The sequence below is a fragment of the Hymenobacter canadensis genome (assembly GCF_027359925.1).
GTDB lineage: Bacteria > Bacteroidota > Bacteroidia > Cytophagales > Hymenobacteraceae > Hymenobacter > Hymenobacter canadensis.
Genome location: NZ_CP114767.1, coordinates 3159069 through 3176548, shown reverse-complemented (window position 1 = coordinate 3176548; position 17480 = coordinate 3159069). Strand labels below are relative to the sequence as shown.

11 protein-coding genes and 1 tRNA gene are annotated in these 17480 nt (G+C 62.8%); 1 reads left to right on the top strand and 11 read right to left on the bottom strand.

Translation table 11 applies throughout. The features are described 5' to 3' along the window. Positions 1 to 64 precede the first annotated feature (64 nt). From O3303_RS13665 to O3303_RS13630, 8 genes are all read right to left on the bottom strand, one after another. Positions 65 to 946 carry an SDR family oxidoreductase gene (locus O3303_RS13665; RefSeq protein WP_269558952.1) on the bottom strand — a complete coding sequence of 294 codons (882 nt, stop codon included), beginning with the start codon at positions 944 to 946 and terminating at the stop codon, positions 65 to 67. A gap of 8 nt (positions 947 to 954) precedes the next feature. After that, positions 955 to 3204 (bottom strand): beta-glucosidase BglX, encoded by a 2250-nt coding sequence (gene bglX / locus O3303_RS13660; RefSeq protein ID WP_269558951.1) that lies wholly within the window; start codon positions 3202 to 3204, stop codon positions 955 to 957. A gap of 196 nt (positions 3205 to 3400) precedes the next feature. After that, positions 3401 to 4474, bottom strand: a complete 1074-nt coding sequence (locus tag O3303_RS13655; protein ID WP_269558950.1) for an endo-1,4-beta-xylanase — start codon at positions 4472 to 4474, stop codon at positions 3401 to 3403. 34 nt (positions 4475 to 4508) lie between these two features. After that, positions 4509 to 5369: a sialate O-acetylesterase gene (locus O3303_RS13650; RefSeq protein WP_269558949.1), complete on the bottom strand. Its 861-nt coding sequence runs from the start codon at positions 5367 to 5369 to the stop codon at positions 4509 to 4511. A 118-nt stretch (positions 5370 to 5487) separates the two neighbouring features. Continuing rightward, on the bottom strand, positions 5488 to 6963 hold the full coding sequence (locus O3303_RS13645; RefSeq protein ID WP_269558948.1) for a hypothetical protein: 1476 nt from the start codon (positions 6961 to 6963) through the stop codon (positions 5488 to 5490). Positions 6964 to 7056: 93 nt separating this feature from the next. Continuing rightward, positions 7057 to 8925, bottom strand: coding sequence for a glycoside hydrolase family 2 protein (locus O3303_RS13640; RefSeq protein WP_269558947.1), 1869 nt, complete (start codon positions 8923 to 8925; stop codon positions 7057 to 7059). A 114-nt stretch (positions 8926 to 9039) separates the two neighbouring features. Beyond that, positions 9040 to 10527, bottom strand: coding sequence for a RagB/SusD family nutrient uptake outer membrane protein (locus tag O3303_RS13635; RefSeq protein ID WP_269558946.1), 1488 nt, complete (start codon positions 10525 to 10527; stop codon positions 9040 to 9042). Between the two features lie 115 nt (positions 10528 to 10642). Further along, positions 10643 to 13840 (bottom strand): SusC/RagA family TonB-linked outer membrane protein, encoded by a 3198-nt coding sequence (locus O3303_RS13630; protein ID WP_269558945.1) that lies wholly within the window; start codon positions 13838 to 13840, stop codon positions 10643 to 10645. A gap of 420 nt (positions 13841 to 14260) precedes the next feature. On the opposite strand from O3303_RS13630, the gene O3303_RS13625 reads away from it, so the two are divergent. Next, positions 14261 to 15277 (top strand): LacI family DNA-binding transcriptional regulator, encoded by a 1017-nt coding sequence (locus O3303_RS13625; protein WP_269558944.1) that lies wholly within the window; start codon positions 14261 to 14263, stop codon positions 15275 to 15277. Positions 15278 to 15363: 86 nt separating this feature from the next. On the opposite strand, the gene O3303_RS13620 is transcribed toward O3303_RS13625, so the two are convergent. The 3 genes from O3303_RS13620 to pheS all read right to left on the bottom strand — a co-directional run bounded on the left by O3303_RS13620 (position 15364) and on the right by pheS (position 17219). Beyond that, a tRNA-Asn gene (locus tag O3303_RS13620) sits at positions 15364 to 15440 on the bottom strand. Positions 15441 to 15535: 95 nt separating this feature from the next. Beyond that, the gene (locus O3303_RS13615; protein WP_269558943.1) at positions 15536 to 15922 is read right to left on the bottom strand and encodes a Rieske (2Fe-2S) protein; all 387 of its coding nucleotides are present in this window, start codon (positions 15920 to 15922) and stop codon (positions 15536 to 15538) included. A gap of 259 nt (positions 15923 to 16181) precedes the next feature. Continuing rightward, positions 16182 to 17219 (bottom strand): phenylalanine--tRNA ligase subunit alpha, encoded by a 1038-nt coding sequence (pheS, locus tag O3303_RS13610; RefSeq protein WP_269558942.1) that lies wholly within the window; start codon positions 17217 to 17219, stop codon positions 16182 to 16184. Positions 17220 to 17480 lie beyond the last annotated feature (261 nt).

Here is a 17480-nt window from a genome sequence, read left to right as displayed (position 1 = left end):
ACGAAGCGGAAGAGATGCTTCGGCAAGCTCAGCATGACAGTCTTTTCGCGCGTAACCCCACCCATCACACCCCGCTGTAGGCGTTGAAGCCGCCGTCCACCATCACCGTTTCGCCGGTGACGAAACGGGAGGCGTCGCTGAGCAGGTAAATGAGCGTGCCAGTGAGTTCCTCGGGCTGGCCGAAGCGCTGGTAGGGCGTGGCGGCAATAAACTTGCGGGCTCGGTCGGTGGGGGTGCCGTCGGGCAGCACGAGGAGGGCGCGGTTCTGCTCGGTCAGGAACACGCCGGGCGCAATAGCGTTCATGCGCAGGCCGCCGCCGTAGCGAAGGCCCAGCTCCACCGCCATCCACTGCGTGTAGGCTTCCACCGCTTTCTTGGCCATGGTGTAGCCCAGCACCCGCGTCAGAGGACGCTGTGCGGTCAGGCTCGACACGTTCACAATTGAGCCCTTGCCCTGCTCGGCCATCACGCGGCCGAACACGGTGGTGGGTATCACGGTGCCGAACAGGTTGAGGTCCACGGCGCGGCGGGTGTCCTCGATGCTGAGGTCGAACACGTCCTGGTCGGGGCCGATGGTGGCGCCGGGCAGGTTGCCGCCGGCCGCGTTTACCAGCCCGTCGATGCGGCCCCAGGCCTGCATGATTTCGTCGCAGGCGGCCTGCATCTGGCCTTTGTCGAGCACATCGGCCAGCACCGACAGTGCCTCGCCGCCCACGGCCTCAATGGCGGCCACCCGCTCGGCGGCGCGGCCGGCGTCGCGGCCCAGAATGGCCACGCGGGCCCCGGCCTCGGCCACGGCCAACGACAGCGCCTCGCCCAGCACGCCGGTAGCCCCGGTGATGACGATGACTTTGCCGTGAAGGGAAAACTGGTTGAGCGCAGACATGGGGCGGGCAGTGGATACGGGCGCAGCAGCCGGGGCCGGCGCGGAAGAAACAGGCGTCATATGATACGTTAGGGAAGGAGCGTGAGCCGGCTTTCGAGGCGGATATCGTCGGAGGCGGAACCGAGCATTAGCTGGAACTCGCCGGGCTCGGCAGCCCATTGCAACTGGCGGTTGTAGAAGGCCAGTTTGTCGGGCGTGAGGGTGAAGGTGACGGTTTTGGTTTCGCCGGGCCGGAGGCTGATTTTCTGGAAGTCCTTGAGCTCTTTGAGCGGCCGGGCCACCGAAGCCACCAAGTCGCGCAGATACAACTGCACCACTTCCTCGCCGGCCACTTTGCCGGTGTTTGTGACGGTGAGCTGCACCTGCGCGCTTTGCCCCGCCGCCAGGCTGGCCTTGTCGATTTTCAGGGCGTCATACTTGAACGTGGTGTAGCTCAGGCCGTGGCCGAAGGCGTAGCGCGGCGTGTTGGGCGCGTCGATGTAGGCCGATTTGTAGCGGATGTCGCCGGGCTTCGTGACGGGGCGGCCGGTGTTGTACTGCTGGTAGTTGAGCGGAATCTGGCCCATGTTGCGCGGGAAGGTGCTGGGCAGCTTGCCGCCGGGGTTGTAGTCGCCGAACAGCACGTCGGCCAGGGCGGTGCCGCCCTCCGAGCCCGGAAACCAGCCGTAGAGCACGGCGTCGGCCTGGTCGGCAATGGTGTTGAAGATGAGCGGCCGGCCGGCCATCAGCACCACCACAATCGGTTTGCCGGTAGCTTTCAGGGCCTGAAACAGCTCTTCCTGCACACCGGGCAGCCGGATGTCGGTGCGCGACTTGGCCTCGCCGCTCATGTCCCAGGTTTCGCCCACGGCCAGCACCACCACGTCGGCAGTTTTGGCGGTTTCTACGGCGGCCGCAAAGCCGGCGCGGGAGCTGCCCTCCACCTCGCAGCCCTTGGCGTAGCGGATCTGGGTGTTTTTGCCGGCGCGCTTGCTCAGGCCGTCGTGCAGAGAGGTAATCTGGGTGGTGTCGGCCAGCACAATCCAGCTGCCGGCCAGGTCGCGTTTGGCCTTGGCCAGCGGCCCGATGACGGCAATGCTGCGCGGCTGCGCCAGCGGCAGCGTGTTGTTGCGGTTTTCCAGCAGCACAATGGATTTGCGGGCCGCGTCGCGAGCGGCCACGCGGTGCTGCGGGTCGTTGAGGACTTTCTTCTCGCGCTTCAGGTCCGAGAACTTGTAGGGGTCCTCAAACAGTCCCAGCTCGAACTTTTTGCGCAGAATACGGCGCACGGCGTCGTCCAGCTGCTTTTCGTCGGACTGGCCGCTCTTCACCAGCTGGGCCAGCGTGGTGTGGTAGGCGTCGCTTTCCATGTCCATGTCGGAGCCGGCGGCCAGGGCCTTCTGAGCGGCATCGGCTTTGTCACGGGCATAGCCCCAGGGCACCATCTCGGCGATGCTGCCCCAGTCACTCACTACAAAACCCGGGTAGTTCCACTGGCCTTTCAGGATGTCGCGCTGCAGGTAGCTGCTGCCGGTGGCGGGCACGCCGTTCAGGGTGTTGAAGGAGTTCATGAACGTGGCCACGCCGGCATCGGCGGCCGCCTTAAACGGCGGTAGGTACACTTCCCAGAGCTGCTGCTCGCTCATATCCACCACGTTGTAGTCGCGGCCGGCCAGGGCGGCGCCGTAGGCCGCGAAGTGCTTGGCGCAGGCCATAATGGCATCGGTGCCGCCCAGCTTTTCGCCCTGGAAGCCCAGCACGCGGGCCCGTGCAATCTGGGCGCCGAGGTAGGTGTCTTCGCCGGCGCCTTCCATCACCCGGCCCCAGCGCGGGTCGCGCCCGATGTCCACCATCGGCGCAAACGTCCAGTGGATGCCGGACGCCGCCGCCTCGCGAGCCGCCACATGCGCCGATTCGCGGATAGCGGCCAAGTCCCAGGAAGCCGCCTCGCCCAGCGGAATCGGAAAAACGGTCTGGTAGCCGTGAATCACGTCGAGCGAGAACAGCAGCGGAATTTTCAGCCGCGACTTCAGCGCCTCGGCCTGGATAGCGCGGGTGTCCTGCACGCCTTTCACGTTCAGCATGGAACCCACCTGCCCGCTACGGATGCTATTGAGCAAGTCAGTTTTGCGGTTGCTGGCCGGGCCGGTTACCTCGCGGCCGGAGTACTGGTTGAGCTGGCCGACTTTCTCTTCCAGTGTCATCTGCTGCAGCAAACCGGTGATGCGCTGCTCGATGGCGGCGGCATCAAGCGGCTTGGTTTTCTGGGCCGTGGTCGGGAGGGCGCCCGTGAGCAGCAGCGCGGCGAGGAAAAAGGATCTGGAGTTGGAAGAAAGCATTCGGAAGAAATGGAAATCGGTAAGCGGGCAATAGTGCCCGGCGGCAGGAGAAGCGTAGCGCGGTTGTCATCCCCCCATTCCACAAACGCAGCATTCCCACACACTGGCTTGCAATTCGGAGACATCCGGCTACACTTTCCTTCGGCCGGGGTGATTAAGAGAGCTTTATGTGGAAAACCGTCATACTTGATCTGGCTTATTGCAAACCTTCCACGAGGCCGTCATAGGCGGGTTTGCGCTGGTAGTTGTCGTCGAAGGGGAGGGGCCATTCGGGGCAGCTGCAGTCGTTGCGCTTCCAGGTGTCGGCGTCGGCTACGTTCCAAGTGGTGATGCCGTAGCGCTGCGCGGCGGGCAGGGCCTTGAAAGTTTGGGCCAGTGCCTTGTACTTCACCTTCTGAGCGGCGGCCAGCGCAGGCGTAAACGTGGCGCTGGCAGACCGGCCCGGGTTCATCGAAATGTCCAGCTCCGCCACGTGCACCTTCAGGCCGGTAGCAGCGGCGCTGGTGATGGCCTCGGCAATGCGCGCATCGGTGATGTTGCTGCTGGTGTGCATCTGCAGCCCGACGCCGTGGATGGGCACGCCGCGGTTTTTGAGGCCATTGACCAAGGCCAGGATGCCGGTGCGGCGGGCGGTGCTGTACTCGTGGCCATAGTCGTTGTAGAACAGCAGCGCGGCGGGGTCGGCGGCGTGGGCGTAGCGGAAGGCGCGGTCGATGTACTGGTCGCCGAGGTGCTGGCGCCACACGTTGGCGGTGCGCAGATTGCCGCTGTCGTCGATGGCCTCGTTCACCACGTCCCAGGCCTGCACCTTGCCCCGGAAGTGCGTCACCACGGTCTGGATGTGCGTTTTCATTAGGTTTTCCCAGGCTGCTGAGTCGCCCTGGAAGCTCGTGACCCAACCGGGCAGTGAGTTGTACCAGAGCAGCGTGTGGCCGTGCACGCGCATGCTGTTCTGCTGCGCGAAGTCCACGAGGTAGTCGGCATCCACCCAGTTGTAGGTGGTAGCCGACGGGTGCAGCGCGCCGAACTTCATGGCGTTTTCGGCCGTGATGCTGTTGTACTCGGTGGCCATCAGCTGGCGATAGGCGGGGCGGGTCTTCAGCAGGTTGATGCTCACGGCGGCCCCCACCGGAAACGGCGCCACCGACTTCAGGCTGGCCACCGGCGGCACGGTCGGCGTGGTTGGGGCCGGCGCAGCTGCCGGGTCCTTGTCGCCGCACTGCGTAAGCAGCGTCACACTCAAAGCACTCAGCAGGGTGGTCGCTTTCATGGGATGGGAATTGGGAGTGTGCGAACAGGCGTACTTATTTCCTGATGCTCTTGCTGGCTTTCTGAAGACGCAGCATGGCTACGGCGTAGCGCTGGCCCATCAGGCGGGCCGAAGCCGTATTGAAATGCGTGTAGTCGCCGATGTGGGTGGTGCCCTCGGCCGTGACGTAGGCGTAGCGCGGTACCGTCTTTTGCAGCGCCGCTACCGTGGCGTTAATGCGTTGGGCGGCTTCGTTGGTGTGCGGCCGGCCGGCGCTGTCCAGCTTCAGAAGCTGGAACTCCGGTAGCTGCCCGGCCAGAAACGGCACGTCTGGCGCCTGCAAATCCTGGCGGAAACGGGCAATCAAGGCCGTTAGGCTTGGCCCGTAGGCCGTGCTGCCGGCTGGGTTGCTGTCCGATTCGCCCTGGTGCCAGATGACGCCGGCCAGCGTGCCGTTCTGCATAGCCGTTTTTGCCCGCCGGATGGCATCGTCGTAGGGGTTGGTTTTGGTGGGTGGGTAGAATGCGCCCGGCTGCCAGTAGCGGATAGCCGAGCCACCCACCGCGCACGGAATCAGCCCAATAACCAAGCTGGTATCCTGCTCCGACAGCGTCCGGCCAAACGTCAGGCCCGGACCCACCCCCGCCACGCTTTTGTCGAAATGAATCGGGTCCTGAGCTACTTCCCACTGCCCGGCCGCATTCAGGCGCAGCACGTGGCGGTTCGGTATGGTGTCTTGGGGCTGTACTATGCCACGCCCCGCCATATTCGACTGGCCCACCAATAGATACAGCCGGAACTTCTCTTTTCGCGTCGGCGGTGCCACTTGCTCCCGCGCCTTCGGCCGTAGGCTTTGCGCCCCCGCCGAACCAGTCAGCAGGGTAGTTGCAAGCAGCAGGAGGGGGAGGTGGGGCACGTTGCGTTAGGTGTAAAGACGAGCTATTCTGCGCCTTGTTGTTGCTGAGGTTGTTTGCTAATCCGGACGAACCGGATGGCGCGGACGTAGAGAAGCGAATTCGCGTCTCTACGTCGTTCTACCGCACCAACGGTTGGTGTTGGTCGAAGTAGTCGGCCAGCAGGTACATCTGTTGGTTCAGCTCGCGCATCTTGTTTAGCAGCGGCGTGTAGGGGTTCAGGTAGTTGTCCACGATGCCCTTGTTGGCGTTGGTGTTCGAGGGCTCGGCGCCCACAATCGTCGGGTCGTTGTCCTGGTACTTAAACCAGTGCCAGCCCACGCAATTCTTCGATTCCAGCAAGCCCAGCGTGAAATTCTGGTAGAACAGGCCCCGGTCATTCTGCGTCTTCACCACCCAGCCGGCGCCGGCGGTGTTGGCCAGGCCGGGCGCGTCTTCGCCCTTCACGTACCACTCCGTCACTAGAAACGGCTTGCCGGCAGTCTGCTCCCACTCGCGCACCCAGCGCGGCTCGGGCGTCCAGTTGTTGTAGTAGTTGATGCTGATGGCGTCGAGGTACTGGCCGGCCACCTTCATCAGCTCGGGGTAGTAGCGCTGGGCGCCGTGGAAGCGGCAGCCGAGGTACATGTGGTTGGGGTCGTACTTCTTCATGGCCCTAGCCACGATGCTGAAGTAGCGGTCGGCAGCGTAGGCCAGAAACTCCTGGCGGTGCTGGTCGGTGATGGTTTCCAGGGTGATGCTGCGCGCGTCGGCCCACTTCTTGGCCGCCTGGTAGCCGGGCTCGGTCTGGGGCAGCTTGAGGTAGCCGTCCAGGTTTTTGCGCAGCAGTGGCATTTCGTTATCGGAGAAGTAGCCGAACAGGTTCTTGTCGTTGCGGTACTGCGCCAGCTGCTTGGCGTGCTCCTCGACAAACTCCTCGAAGCCGGGGTCAAACACGAAAATGACGTCGTTGGGGTAGCCTTTGTGGCCGGGCTGCACGTAGGTGCCGCCGCGCTTGTCGCCGTACTTGCTCATGAAATCCAGGTTCACGGTGTACGCCAGCGGCTTGTCAGCGCGGGCGTTTTCCGCCTGTATTTCCTTGGTTGCCGACCATGCTCCGGTGCCGTTGAAGCCGTTTTCGAGCAGGAACTTGCGGGTGCCGGTCATCCAGCCGGCTCGGTCTCGGAACTTGTTCTTCACCGCCTTTTGCGTGCGTTCCGAGCTGCCGGGCTGCACGTCGTTAGGGGCGTTGTGCAGGAAGTAGTAGCCGGCAGGGTCGATGGCCCACCAGCGCCCATCTATCTTCTGCACATGGAAGAAGCCGGTGGCCTTGGCGCGCTTGTCCAGCCGCCCGCCGTACTTGCTCAGCTTCACGGTGCCCGGCCGGAAACCCGACAGCTGCGCCATGGAGCGCGTGGCGTAGCTTTTGTAAGCCGAAAAGCCGGCCTTGCCATCAATAGCAGAGTTGTTGATGGTCTTTTTGGCGTCCACGCGCAACGTGTACTCGGTGGTGTCGAGTTGCTGGGCTTGGGCGGTTGAAGACAGGCCTAGGACTAGGGTAATGGCGAGGAGGAGCTTGCCCGATCTAGAAACGTCGTGCAGAGCAGAGCGAAGCACCTCGCGTGCTGACGTTGAAGTAACGTTGCAATGACTGCACGCGAGATGCTTCGCTCCGCTCTTCATGACGTTCTTTGTCGTGGTTGTCATTTGTTACTTTCCGTCGTATTTGCGGGCCATCTGGCGGTAATATTCCTGCAGCACGTAGTAGGCCTTTTTCTTCTGGCCGGTGCTCGAAATCAGGCCTTTGCGGTTGAAGCCGTTCTGGTACACCGGGTGCTGGCGGCGGGTGGCGCGGAAGTCGGCCAGAATCCAGGGCGTCATGCCGCGCAGGCCGGGGATGGTGCTCAGCATTTTCAGCTGGTTCACGTACAGCGCCTCCTGGTATTCCTCGCTCCAGCGGGTGTTGGCGTCGCCGTGGTAGCCGGCCAGCGCATCGCCGCCAAACTCACTGACCATCACTGGCTTGTTGTACTTGATGTCGAAGGTGTACTTGGTGATTTCGCCGGGTTTGCCTCCCCAGTACCAGCCGGCGTACTCGTTGAAGCTGGTCAGATCCAGAAACTCGCCCAGCGGGTCGTCCACGTGCACCACGTTGTCGGGGGTGCGGTGCAGCTCCAGGGCCGCCGAAATCAGGCGGGTATCATCGAGGGCGCGGGCTTTTTGGGCGAGGCTGCTCATGAACTTCAGGCGTGGCGCGCCCAGCGGCGTTTCGTTGCCCACGCTCCACACCACCACGCTGGCGCGGTTTTTCCCCATCGAAATCAGGTCCGTAAGCTGCTGCTCGGCGTTCTGGTAGGTGGCCGGGTTTTCCCAGGCAATGGTCCAGTACACCGGCACTTCGGCCCACACCAGCAAGCCCATTTCGTCGGCCAGCTTGAGCATGGTTTCGTTGTGCGGGTAGTGAGCCAGGCGCACGTAGTTGCAGCCCAGTTCCTTGGCCCAGGTCAGCAGCATGCGCAAATCCCCCTCGCCCCGCGCCCGGCCCGGAATCAGCGGGTTTTCGTCGTGGATGCTGATGCCGCGCATGTATAGGCTGCGGCCATTGAGCAGGATGTCCTGCCCCCGCGTCTCAATCAGGCGGAAGCCGATGCGGTCCTGCACCGCGTCGGAGTTGCTCGTCAAGCTCACCGCGTACAGCCTGGGGCTCTGCGGCGACCAGCGGGCCAGCTTTTTGGCCGGCACACTGAACGTGGCGCGGCCTTCGGGGTTGGTTTGCACGGTTTGTTTGAGGCCGGCCTCGCCGATGTTAAGCGTCACGGCCTGATTGGCGCGGCCCTCGCCGGCCAGCTGCACGTAGCCGGCCACCGTATTCGCGTCGCCTTTGGCCAGCTGTACTTTGTAGTCGCTGATGTAGGTGGCGGGCGTTTCGGCAATAAACACGTCGCGCGTGATGCCGCCGTAGTTCCACCAGTCAGTGTTGATAGTCGGGACTTCCTCAGGACGGCGGGTGTTGTCGGCCTTCACCACCACAAAGTTGTCGCCGGAGGCGCTGAGCTGGCTGGTGATGTCGTACTGAATCGGCGTGAAGCCGCCCTTGTGCATGCCCAGCTTCTTGCCGTTGAGGTAAATGTGCGCCTCGTAGTTGATGGCCCCGAAGTACAGGAAGTACCGCTTGCCGGGCTTGGGCGCCAGCGCGAAGCTTTTCTTGTACCAGATGGTGCCTTCGTAGTAGAGCAGCTCCGGCCGCTGCGAGTTCCAGTCGCCCGGAATCTGCATGGCCTGCGACTTGTCGAAGTCGTACTCAATCAGCTCTTCCTCTTGCTTGCTGCTGGGCTTGGCGTTGTCGTAGTAGCCGCCCTTGCCCGATTTCGACTGGTCGAAGGCCTCGCGGCGGTAGTCGTAGAAGCCGTTTTCGTAGGGGTCGATGATGTAGTTCCAGCTGCCGTTGAGGCTCAGTACGCTACGGCCCGGCGCATTTTGCAGCAGTGCCGACTGGGCCTGCAGCGGCCGGCTGCTAAAGGTGCCCAGCAACAGCGCGGCGGCGGCCGTGAGCACCTTCATCAGGTTCAGTGAAGTCATGAGGGGTGGAAAAGGGTGGGGAGAAAGGGGCGGGCCAGTGCGCCAAGGCAGCCAGACCCTTGCAGGGACCTGGTTGCGCTTGGCATGTTCTGCACTTTTTCACACACACTTACTCTAGTTGTAGCCCGGATTCTGTGTGAGGATCGGGTTGGTCTGGATTTCCTGGATGGGTAATGCTTGCAGCAGCTCGTAGGTCTGCACCTGAATGGGCGTGCCGGTGGTGCCGTTGTTGGGCCGGATGTTGTACTGCGTGAAGAAGGCGTTCATCACTGGAATGGCGCGGTCGGTGCGCAGCAGGTCAAACCAGCGGTGGCCTTCCATATTCAGCTCCAGCCGCCGCTCGCGCTCCAGCGCCAGCTTCACCTCGGACTGAACGACAGTGGCGGCCAGAGCCGGCACGCCGGCGCGGGTGCGCACCCGGTTGAGCTGCGCGATGGCCAGCGCGGGCGTGTTCTGCTCGTTCAGGGCCTCGGCGTACATCAGCAGCACGTCGGCGTAGCGCAGCACAATCCAGTCGTTTTCGGCGTCCAGCGAGGCTGTGGGCGTGTCGGCGTATTTCTTGGTGTAGAAGGTGTTCACGCCGCCTACTGCGGTGGCGCCATACGAGGCCACGGCGCGAGTGTCGGTAGTGCCGCTAGCTGTGAAGGCCGCCACCAGGTCGGGGTGGATAATGTTGAACTGGTCGGAGGTGCCCACGTTGCCCACCAGCGCCGGCGTCACGGCAAAGTAGTTGGCGAACGGACTGCCCACGCCCAGGCCGCCCTTGCTGTAGCGCACCGCAAACAGAATCTCGCTGTTCATCTCGTTCGTGAGGGAGAAGATGTTGGCGTAGGTAGGCTGCAGCGCGTAGGTGCCGGCGTCAATCACCTGCTTGAGCTTGACGGCGGCCTCGTTGTATTTCTTCTGGGTGAGGTAGACTTTGCCCAGCAAACCCTGCGCGGCGCCTTTGGTGGCGCGGCCCAGATTGGCGGCGTTCTGCGTCACGGGCAGGCTGGCTTCGGCGTCCAGCAGGTCCTGCTCAATCTGGGTGTAGACCTGCGCGGTGGCCGTGCGCCCAAAGGTATAGGCGTCGGCGATAGTAGCAATTTCGCTGGTCACCAGCGGCACGTCGCCCCAGATGCGCACGGCGTTGAAGTAGGCCAGGGCCCGGATAAACTTCACTTCCGCGTACAGGCGGTTGCGGGTGGCCTCTGTCAGCTTCACGGCTGCGCCGCGGGTTAGAATCACGTTGCAGCGCGCAATGGTGCGGTAAGTCACCGTCCACTGGCTCTGCAGCCGGGCGTTGGTGGGCGTCACGGTGAAGAAGTCAAACTCATTGATGTTCTGCCCCGAAATAACCGACGTGCTGTTGTCGGAAGGCACTTCGGCAAACACGAATAGCCCGTTGTTGGAGCCTGCCTTGCCATAGATGTCCTGTAGGCCTGCATACGCCGCCGATACGCCCGTCACAAGGCTGAGCGAGTCGTTGTAGCCCTCGGTGGTGGGGATGCGGGTGGGGTCGTTGAGGTCGATGAATTCCTTGTCGCAGGCAGTGGTGCCCAGCAGGGTGGTCCCCAGCAACGCCGCGCAGCCTGCTCTGGTGAGTAGTTTCTTGAAAGTCATGGTGGGAGATTTTGGAGGGAGGAAGCGGAGTTGTCAGTTGCCGGTTGTCAGTTGTTAGTCAGGCTCTTGCTGAAATTCCTGTCTGACAACTGACAATCAGCAACTGACAACTCAATCAAAAGCCGACGTTTACGCCCAGCGTGATGGTGCGGGCCATGGGGTAGGAGCCTTGGTCGACGCCGTAGGTGGGCTGCGTGGTGTTGCCGAAGTTATTGGCCTCGGGGTTGTAGCCGAAGTACTTGGTGAAGGTGTACAGGTTCTGCGCGGCCACGTAAATGCCGGCGCTCTGCAGGCCGCCGCGCTTAGCCCATTCCGTCGGAATGTTGTAGCGCACCGTCACGTTGCGCACGCGCAGAAACGAGGCGTCGTGCACGAATCGCGAGCTGAACTCCCGAATAGACGGTGACGGGCTGGAGGTGGCGCGGGGCTCCATGCCGTTGCCGGGGTTGTCGGCCGAGCGCCAGCGGTCCAGCACGTTGGTGCGGGCGTTGGCCTGGCCGGGGAAGTTGTTTACATACCGGTCGCCGCCATACAGAACGTCGTTGCCCTGTGAGCCCTGCAGCGTCACGGCTAGCGACAGGCGCTTGTAGCCGAAGGTGTTCTGCAGGCCAAAAGTGAAGTCTGGGAACGGATTGCCGATAACGTCGATGTCGCCAGCATTAATCACCCCGTCGCCGTTCTTGTCGGCGTACTTGATGTCGCCGGGCACGGTGGCCCCGGTCCCGAACTTGGGGCTGCTGTCCACGTCGGCCTGGTCGCGGTACACGCCAATCTGCTCGTAGCCGTAGAACAGGCCCAGCGGCTGGCCCGGCACCACCCGGATGGAGCTGGTGTAGCCAAACACCGCGTCGTAGAGCAGCTGGTCGTTTTCGCCGGCCAGCGCCATCACCTGGTTGCGGTTGAACGACAGGTTGGCGGCCGTGTTCCAGGTGAAGTCACTGCCCACGAAGTTGGCCGTGTTCAGCTGGAATTCCACGCCGCGGTTGCGCACCTCGCCCACGTTAGCCAAGGCCCGCGTGGAGTAGCCGATGACGGCCGGAATGTTGCGATTGAGCAGCAGGTCGGTGGTGTTGCGCTGGTAGGCGGCCACCGTCAGGTATAGCCGGTCGCCGAACAAACCCACGTCGAGGCCGGCATCAAACTGGGTGTTGGTTTCCCAGGTGAGGTCGCGCAGGGCCACGCCGTTGGGCGCAAACCCGAAGGCGCGGGTGCCGGTGTTGGTGCCGAACACGTAGTTGGCGCTCTGCTGGTAGCTCTGGTAAGAGTAGTCGCCGATGTTGTTGTTTCCGGTCACGCCGTAGCTGGCGCGCAGCTTCAGCTCACTGATGGCTGGAATGGCCTTGACGAAGGCTTCCTCGCCCACCCGCCAGGCCGCCGCCACCGACGGGAACGTGGCGTAGCGGTTGTCGGGCCCGAAGCGCGACGAGCCATCGGTGCGCAGGGCCGCCGTCAGAATGTAGCGCTCCTTAAAGGCATAATCCACGCGGCCAAACACCGAGCTCAGCGAGTTGGCCGAGTAGCCGGCGCCGCCGAAAATCTGGCCCGCGCCGGTCACGTATTCCACCGACGTGTTGGTGTAAGTGCCGGTCTGCCCCAGCACGTTGCTGCTTTCGTTGATGTTGTACTGGGCTGCGTAGCCAGCCAGCAGCGTCACGTTGTGGTCGAGGCCCAGCGTACGGTTGTAGGTGGCCGTATTTTCCCACACCCAGTTGTAGTTGGTGTTGTTGAGCTGCCGCGCGTCGATGTTGTTGAGCACCGGATTCGAGAGGTTGGCGCTGCGCGAGTTGTTGGTGGGCAGCGTGGCCGGCACGTAGATGCCGCGGCGGTTGGCCAGCAGCTCGGCCCCGAAGTTGGTGCGCAGGTTCAGGCCCTTTATCACCTCAAAATCGAGAAAGGTGCTGCCCAGCGCCCGCACGGCGTTGGCGCGGTCCTGGTAGAGGTCCAGCGGCGCAATCGGGTTCAGCAGGTCGCTGATGGTGATGGTGTTGGCCGGGAAGGCATTGCTGATCAGGCCGTAGTCGCCGTTGCCGAGGCGGGCCGGCACCACGGGCGCCAGAATCAGGGCCGTCGTCACGGCGGCCGTTTCGCCGCCCGGGCCGCCGCCCGTGATGTTGCCGCCATTGTAGCTGCCCGAAATCGGCCGCACGTCGGTGCGGGCAAACGAAGGCGCCAGGTTCAGCCCGATTTTCAGCTTGTTGCTTAGCTGCGCGTCATAGTTGGCCCGCAGCGAAAACCGCTCGAAACCGGTGCCCTTCACGATGCCCGTTTGCTTGAAGTAGCCGCCCGAAATGTAGAACCGGCTTTTCTCCGCCCCGCCCGACGCTGACAGCTGGTAGTTCTGCTGCACGCCGGTCCGGAAAATCTCATCCTGCCAGTCGGTATCGGCCAGGGTGTTGGGGTCTGCCTGCAGGGCCGCCGGAATCACGCGGCCGCCGTTCGTAAACGACTCCTTGAGGTAGTCCAGGTACTGGTCGCGGTTGAGCACGTCCACGGTTTTGGCCACCTGCTGAATGCCGGTGTTGGCATTGAAGCTGAAGCGCGTTTTGCCGGCCTGCCCGCGCTTGGTAGTCACGATGACGATGCCGTTGCCGCCGCGCGAGCCGTAAATGGCGCAGGCCGCCGCGTCTTTCAGAATCTGGATGCTCTGGATGTCGCCGGGCGGAATCTGGTTGTAGTTGTCGGCGCTGTTGAGCGGGTAACCGTCCACCACGTACAGCGGCGAGTTGCCGGCCGAAATCGAGCCCAGCCCCCGGATACGAATCACGGCGCCCGCGCCCGGCTCGCCCGACGGCTCCGTAATCTGCGCCCCGGCCACCAAACCCACCAGCGCTTCCGACGGCGAGGCCACCGGAATCAGCTCCACATCCTTGGCCGAAACCGAGGCAATGGATGTGGTAAGCAGCTTTTTCTCCTGCACGCCGTAGCCCACCACCACCACTTCGCTTAGCGTCTTGTTGTCGGGTGCCAGCGAAACGTTCACGGAGGTGCGGCCGCCTACCGCCACTTCCTGCGGCAGGTAGCCAATGAAGCTGAACACCAGCGTGGCATCCTCGGCGGCCGTGATGGAGTAGCGGCCGTCGGCGTCGGTCTGGGTACCGTTGGAAGTGCCTTTTACTACCACGTTCACGCCGGGCAGGCCCGCGCCCCGTTCATCCAGAATTCGCCCTTTTACGGTGATATCGGCCACCGGAGCGGTGGGCCGTACCACGGCCGCGTAGGCCGGGCCGGCCGGCAGCGCCAATGCCAGAGCTGGTAGTAGCGCTAGCGGTGTGGCAGCCCAGCGGAGCGGAAAGGCAAGTAAAGAACGAGTCATACAAGTGGGAATTGAGGTGTGGCAAATCGGAGAACGGAAGCCGGAGCGCAGCCTGTAAGCCGCTCAAGGCCCTGCCAGAGACAAGGCAGAAGCTGTTTTCAGCAGTTGGAAGAGCGAGCAAACAAGACGAAGTTAGTGGTCACTCATCAGCCTTCGCTCTGCTAAGTACAGTACATTTAGCAGCGATGCGGCACGCCGAATGCGGGTTTATCTACGCAAACGTTTACATCAAATTACGCCTCCAGCACTCCGGGCAGCCCGCCGACCGGCATCTCAACCCGTTCTGCCAGCCGCGTTTGGCCGGTAGCCCGGCGTGCTCCGCAGCAGCGGGGCATTACGTGAAATGCGTTAGATTTACCCGGCACAGCCTTTCGGCTCGCGCTGCATCCGCGTTCTTTTTCGCCTGGTTTAGTTTCCTGCATGAACCCCGTCAACCTGAAACGGCTCGCCCAGGAGCTGAACCTGTCCATTGCCACCGTATCGCGTGCCCTGCAGGACAGCTACGAAGTGTCGCCACAGACCAAGGAGCGGGTGCGGGCCCTGGCCGCCGAGCTGGACTACCGCCCCAATGAATACGCCAGCAGCCTGCGGCGCAACATCAGCAAGACCATTGGGGTCGTGATTCCGGAAGTGAACAACCATTTCTTCTCGCTGGCTATTAATGGTATTGAGGAAGTGGCCCGCCAAAACGATTACCACGTCCTCATTTACCTCACGCACGAGGATTTCGAGCGGGAAGTAGCCATCACGCAGTACCTCACCGGCGGGCGCGTGGATGGGCTGCTGATGTCGGTGGCCAGCGGCAGCCAGGAGTTTGGGCATCTGCAGAAGCTGCACGCCAGCAAGCCCGCCATCGTCTTCTTCGACCGGGTCTGCGACGCGCTGCAGACCGCCCACGTCACCACCAACGACTACGAAAGCGGCTACCAGGCCACCCGGCACCTGCTGGAAGCCGGCTGCCGCCATGTGGCGCATCTGCTGGTATCGGGCAACCTTTCTATCGGGCGCATGCGCATGCAGGGCTACCAGGCGGCGCTGCAGGAAGCCGGCCTGCCCTTCGACGATACCCTGGTGCTCAGCGGCGAAGGCGACGACGACCACAACACGGCCCTGATTGCCAACCTGCTGCGTGCCCGCCCCGAAATAGACGGCGTATTCGCATCCGTCGAGCGTCTGGCCATCAGCACCTACCTGGCCTGCCAGACGCTGAACCTCACCATTCCTGCCGACCTGAAGGTTATTGGCTTTTCCAATCTGGGGGTAGCCGCGCTGCTCAATCCGGCCCTCACCACCATCACCCAGCCCGCCTACGAAATCGGCCGCGAAGCTGCCACCATCTTGCTGCGCGCTATTGAGAAGAAGCGCCCCATCCTGCCCACGCAAAGCGTAGTGCTGAAGTCGGAGCTGTTCCCGCGCCGCTCCACGGCCCGCGAGTAAGGCGCTGCCAGCGCCTGTTTATCAGGCACACATGCCCGGAAAACAAAAAGAGCCTATCGGAATACGATAGGCTCTTTTTGTTTTCTTGGCGCTCCCTCCTGGGCTCGAACCAGGGACCCTCTGATTAACAGTCAGATGCTCTAACCGGCTGAGCTAAGGAAGCGGTTATGGCGGCTTTTTTTGCCGTTGCTGGTGCAATATTACCCCAATTTGAAAGTTTGTGCAAGCATTGGCCTAAAAAAAAATTGCGCTTTGCGGCTAGTTAGTGATTGTCAGGATGCTACCGGACAAAGAAGTTGTGTACTGGCGCAACGAACGGGTGGCCGGCCCGGCCTGCGGGCGACCCAGCAGGTCGAACTGGGAGGCGCAGCAGGCGTCCCGCAGAAACAGCCGCGACGCATCGATGCGGACCCGGGCGCAGGTGTCGTTGGCGCGGTAGGGGCAGTTGCGCTCGAAAGCCGCGTAGGTGCTGGCGTTCTGGCGTACCACAATCAGGCCGCGCACGCCGCCGGCCACGTAGGCGGCCCCGTTGTCGGCGCGCAGGGCCACGTACTCCTGGTTGGTGAGGTTGATGGGCGTGTTGAAGGCCACCAGCGGAATCTGGGGCTCCACTGCGTTGGAGCCCGAATCACAGGAAGCCAGCATGAGGGGCCCCACAAAGGCCAGCAGCCCTGCAAGGGCGCGCCAACGCGGCAAATATCCGGCAGGAGAAAGGAGGTGGGCTGGGTTCATGAGAACAAGTGTAGATAAAGCTGGCCGAACGGCTAAGCAAGTGCCACCAAACGGCAACTGCCGCTGTGGCGGCGGAACCGTAACGTAGGCGCTTATACGGCCTTCGGTACGTGTCCCGTCATCACAACGGCAGAATGCTGCTTGTAGTCTGCAGTCGGGTTGCGAGCGGGGCTTATTGCACGCTCTCGAACTGCCGCAGGAAGCGCAGGTCGTTTTCCGTGAACAGGCGCAGGTCCTTGATCTGGTACTTGAGCATGGTAATCCGCTCGATGCCCATGCCCCAGGCGTAGCCGGAGTAGCGTTCCGGGTCGATGCCGGACTGCTCCAGCACCGCCGGATCGACCATGCCGCAGCCCCCGATTTCCACCCAGCCGGTCTGCTTGCAGATGTTGCAGCCCTTGCCTTTGCAGATCAGGCAGGTGATGTCGATTTCGGCGCTGGGCTCGGTGAAGGGGAAGAAGGACGGCCGGAAGCGCACCTGTACGTCGCTGCCGAACAGCTCCTGCACGAAGTGGTACACGGTCTGCTTGAGGTCGGCAAAGCTTACGTTTTCATCCACGAACAGCGCCTCCACCTGATGGAACATCATGTGGGCGCGGGCCGAAATGGCTTCGTTGCGGTACACGCGGCCCGGCATGATGCTCCGGATCGGGGGCTTCTGCGCCTGCATCACGCGCACCTGCACGGGGCTGGTGTGCGTGCGCAGCACCCATTCCTGCTCGCCGGGCGTGCGGCGCACGAAGAAGGTGTCCTGCATGTCGCGGGCGGGGTGGTTTTCGGGGAAGTTGAGGGCCGTGAAGTTGTGCCAGTCGTCCTCGATTTCGGGGCCTTCAGCGACGTTGAAGCCGATGCGGGCCAGAATCCGCACGATTTCCTCACGCACCACGCTCAGCGGGTGGCGCGTGCCCAGCGCCTGTGGCACGGCAGGCAGCGTGTAGTCGAAGGTCGGGTCTGCGGGAGCCGTGGCCGTGGCGGCCTCCAGTTCCTGCTGGCGGCCCTCGAAACGGGCCAGCGCCAGCTGCTTGAGCTGGTTTAGCTCCTGGCCGACGGCCCGGCGCTGCTCCTGCGGTACGGTTTTCAGCTGGTCGAACAGATCGGCCAGCTGGCCTTTGCGGCCCGTGTAGGCAATGCGAAACTGGTCGAGCTGCTCGGGGGTGCTGAGGTCGTACGCGTCTATTTCGGCGCGCAGCCGGGTGATGTTCTCCTGCATAGTGGTGCAAAGGTAGGTAGTTGCCGGGTGAGTAGGAAAACAAGCGTCCGGGCAGCTGGTAAGGTCGGCTTCAAGAAAAAAATAGCTGACTAAAAACTGCTTACACGTTTGCTGAAGGTAGTTTTTCTGAAAAACAAGGTAATGCCCTCCGCCTAGAAAAGGAAATTGGTATGGTTGCTGTCTTAGGGCAAATACCAGCGGCCAGCCGCCGGAACGTGGGGCGCCGCCCGTTCTGCTGCTGAGGCCCGGTTGCCTTTCCTG

Bases quoted from the DNA above. Each gene is read 5' to 3' on its own strand.
- O3303_RS13615 (WP_269558943.1), bottom strand. From the start codon at position 15,922: ATGCTGGCTTCCTGTGATTCGGGCTCCAACGCAGTGGAGCCCCAGATT.
- O3303_RS13665 (WP_269558952.1), bottom strand. From the start codon at position 946: ATGACGCCTGTTTCTTCCGCGCCGGCCCCGGCTGCTGCGCCCGTATCC.
- O3303_RS13625 (WP_269558944.1), top strand. From the start codon at position 14,261: ATGAACCCCGTCAACCTGAAACGGCTCGCCCAGGAGCTGAACCTGTCC.
- bglX (WP_269558951.1), bottom strand. From the start codon at position 3,204: ATGCTTTCTTCCAACTCCAGATCCTTTTTCCTCGCCGCGCTGCTGCTC.
- O3303_RS13655 (WP_269558950.1), bottom strand. From the start codon at position 4,474: ATGAAAGCGACCACCCTGCTGAGTGCTTTGAGTGTGACGCTGCTTACG.
- O3303_RS13640 (WP_269558947.1), bottom strand. From the start codon at position 8,925: ATGACTTCACTGAACCTGATGAAGGTGCTCACGGCCGCCGCCGCGCTG.
- pheS (WP_269558942.1), bottom strand. From the start codon at position 17,219: ATGCAGGAGAACATCACCCGGCTGCGCGCCGAAATAGACGCGTACGAC.
- O3303_RS13630 (WP_269558945.1), bottom strand. From the start codon at position 13,840: ATGACTCGTTCTTTACTTGCCTTTCCGCTCCGCTGGGCTGCCACACCG.
- O3303_RS13635 (WP_269558946.1), bottom strand. From the start codon at position 10,527: ATGACTTTCAAGAAACTACTCACCAGAGCAGGCTGCGCGGCGTTGCTG.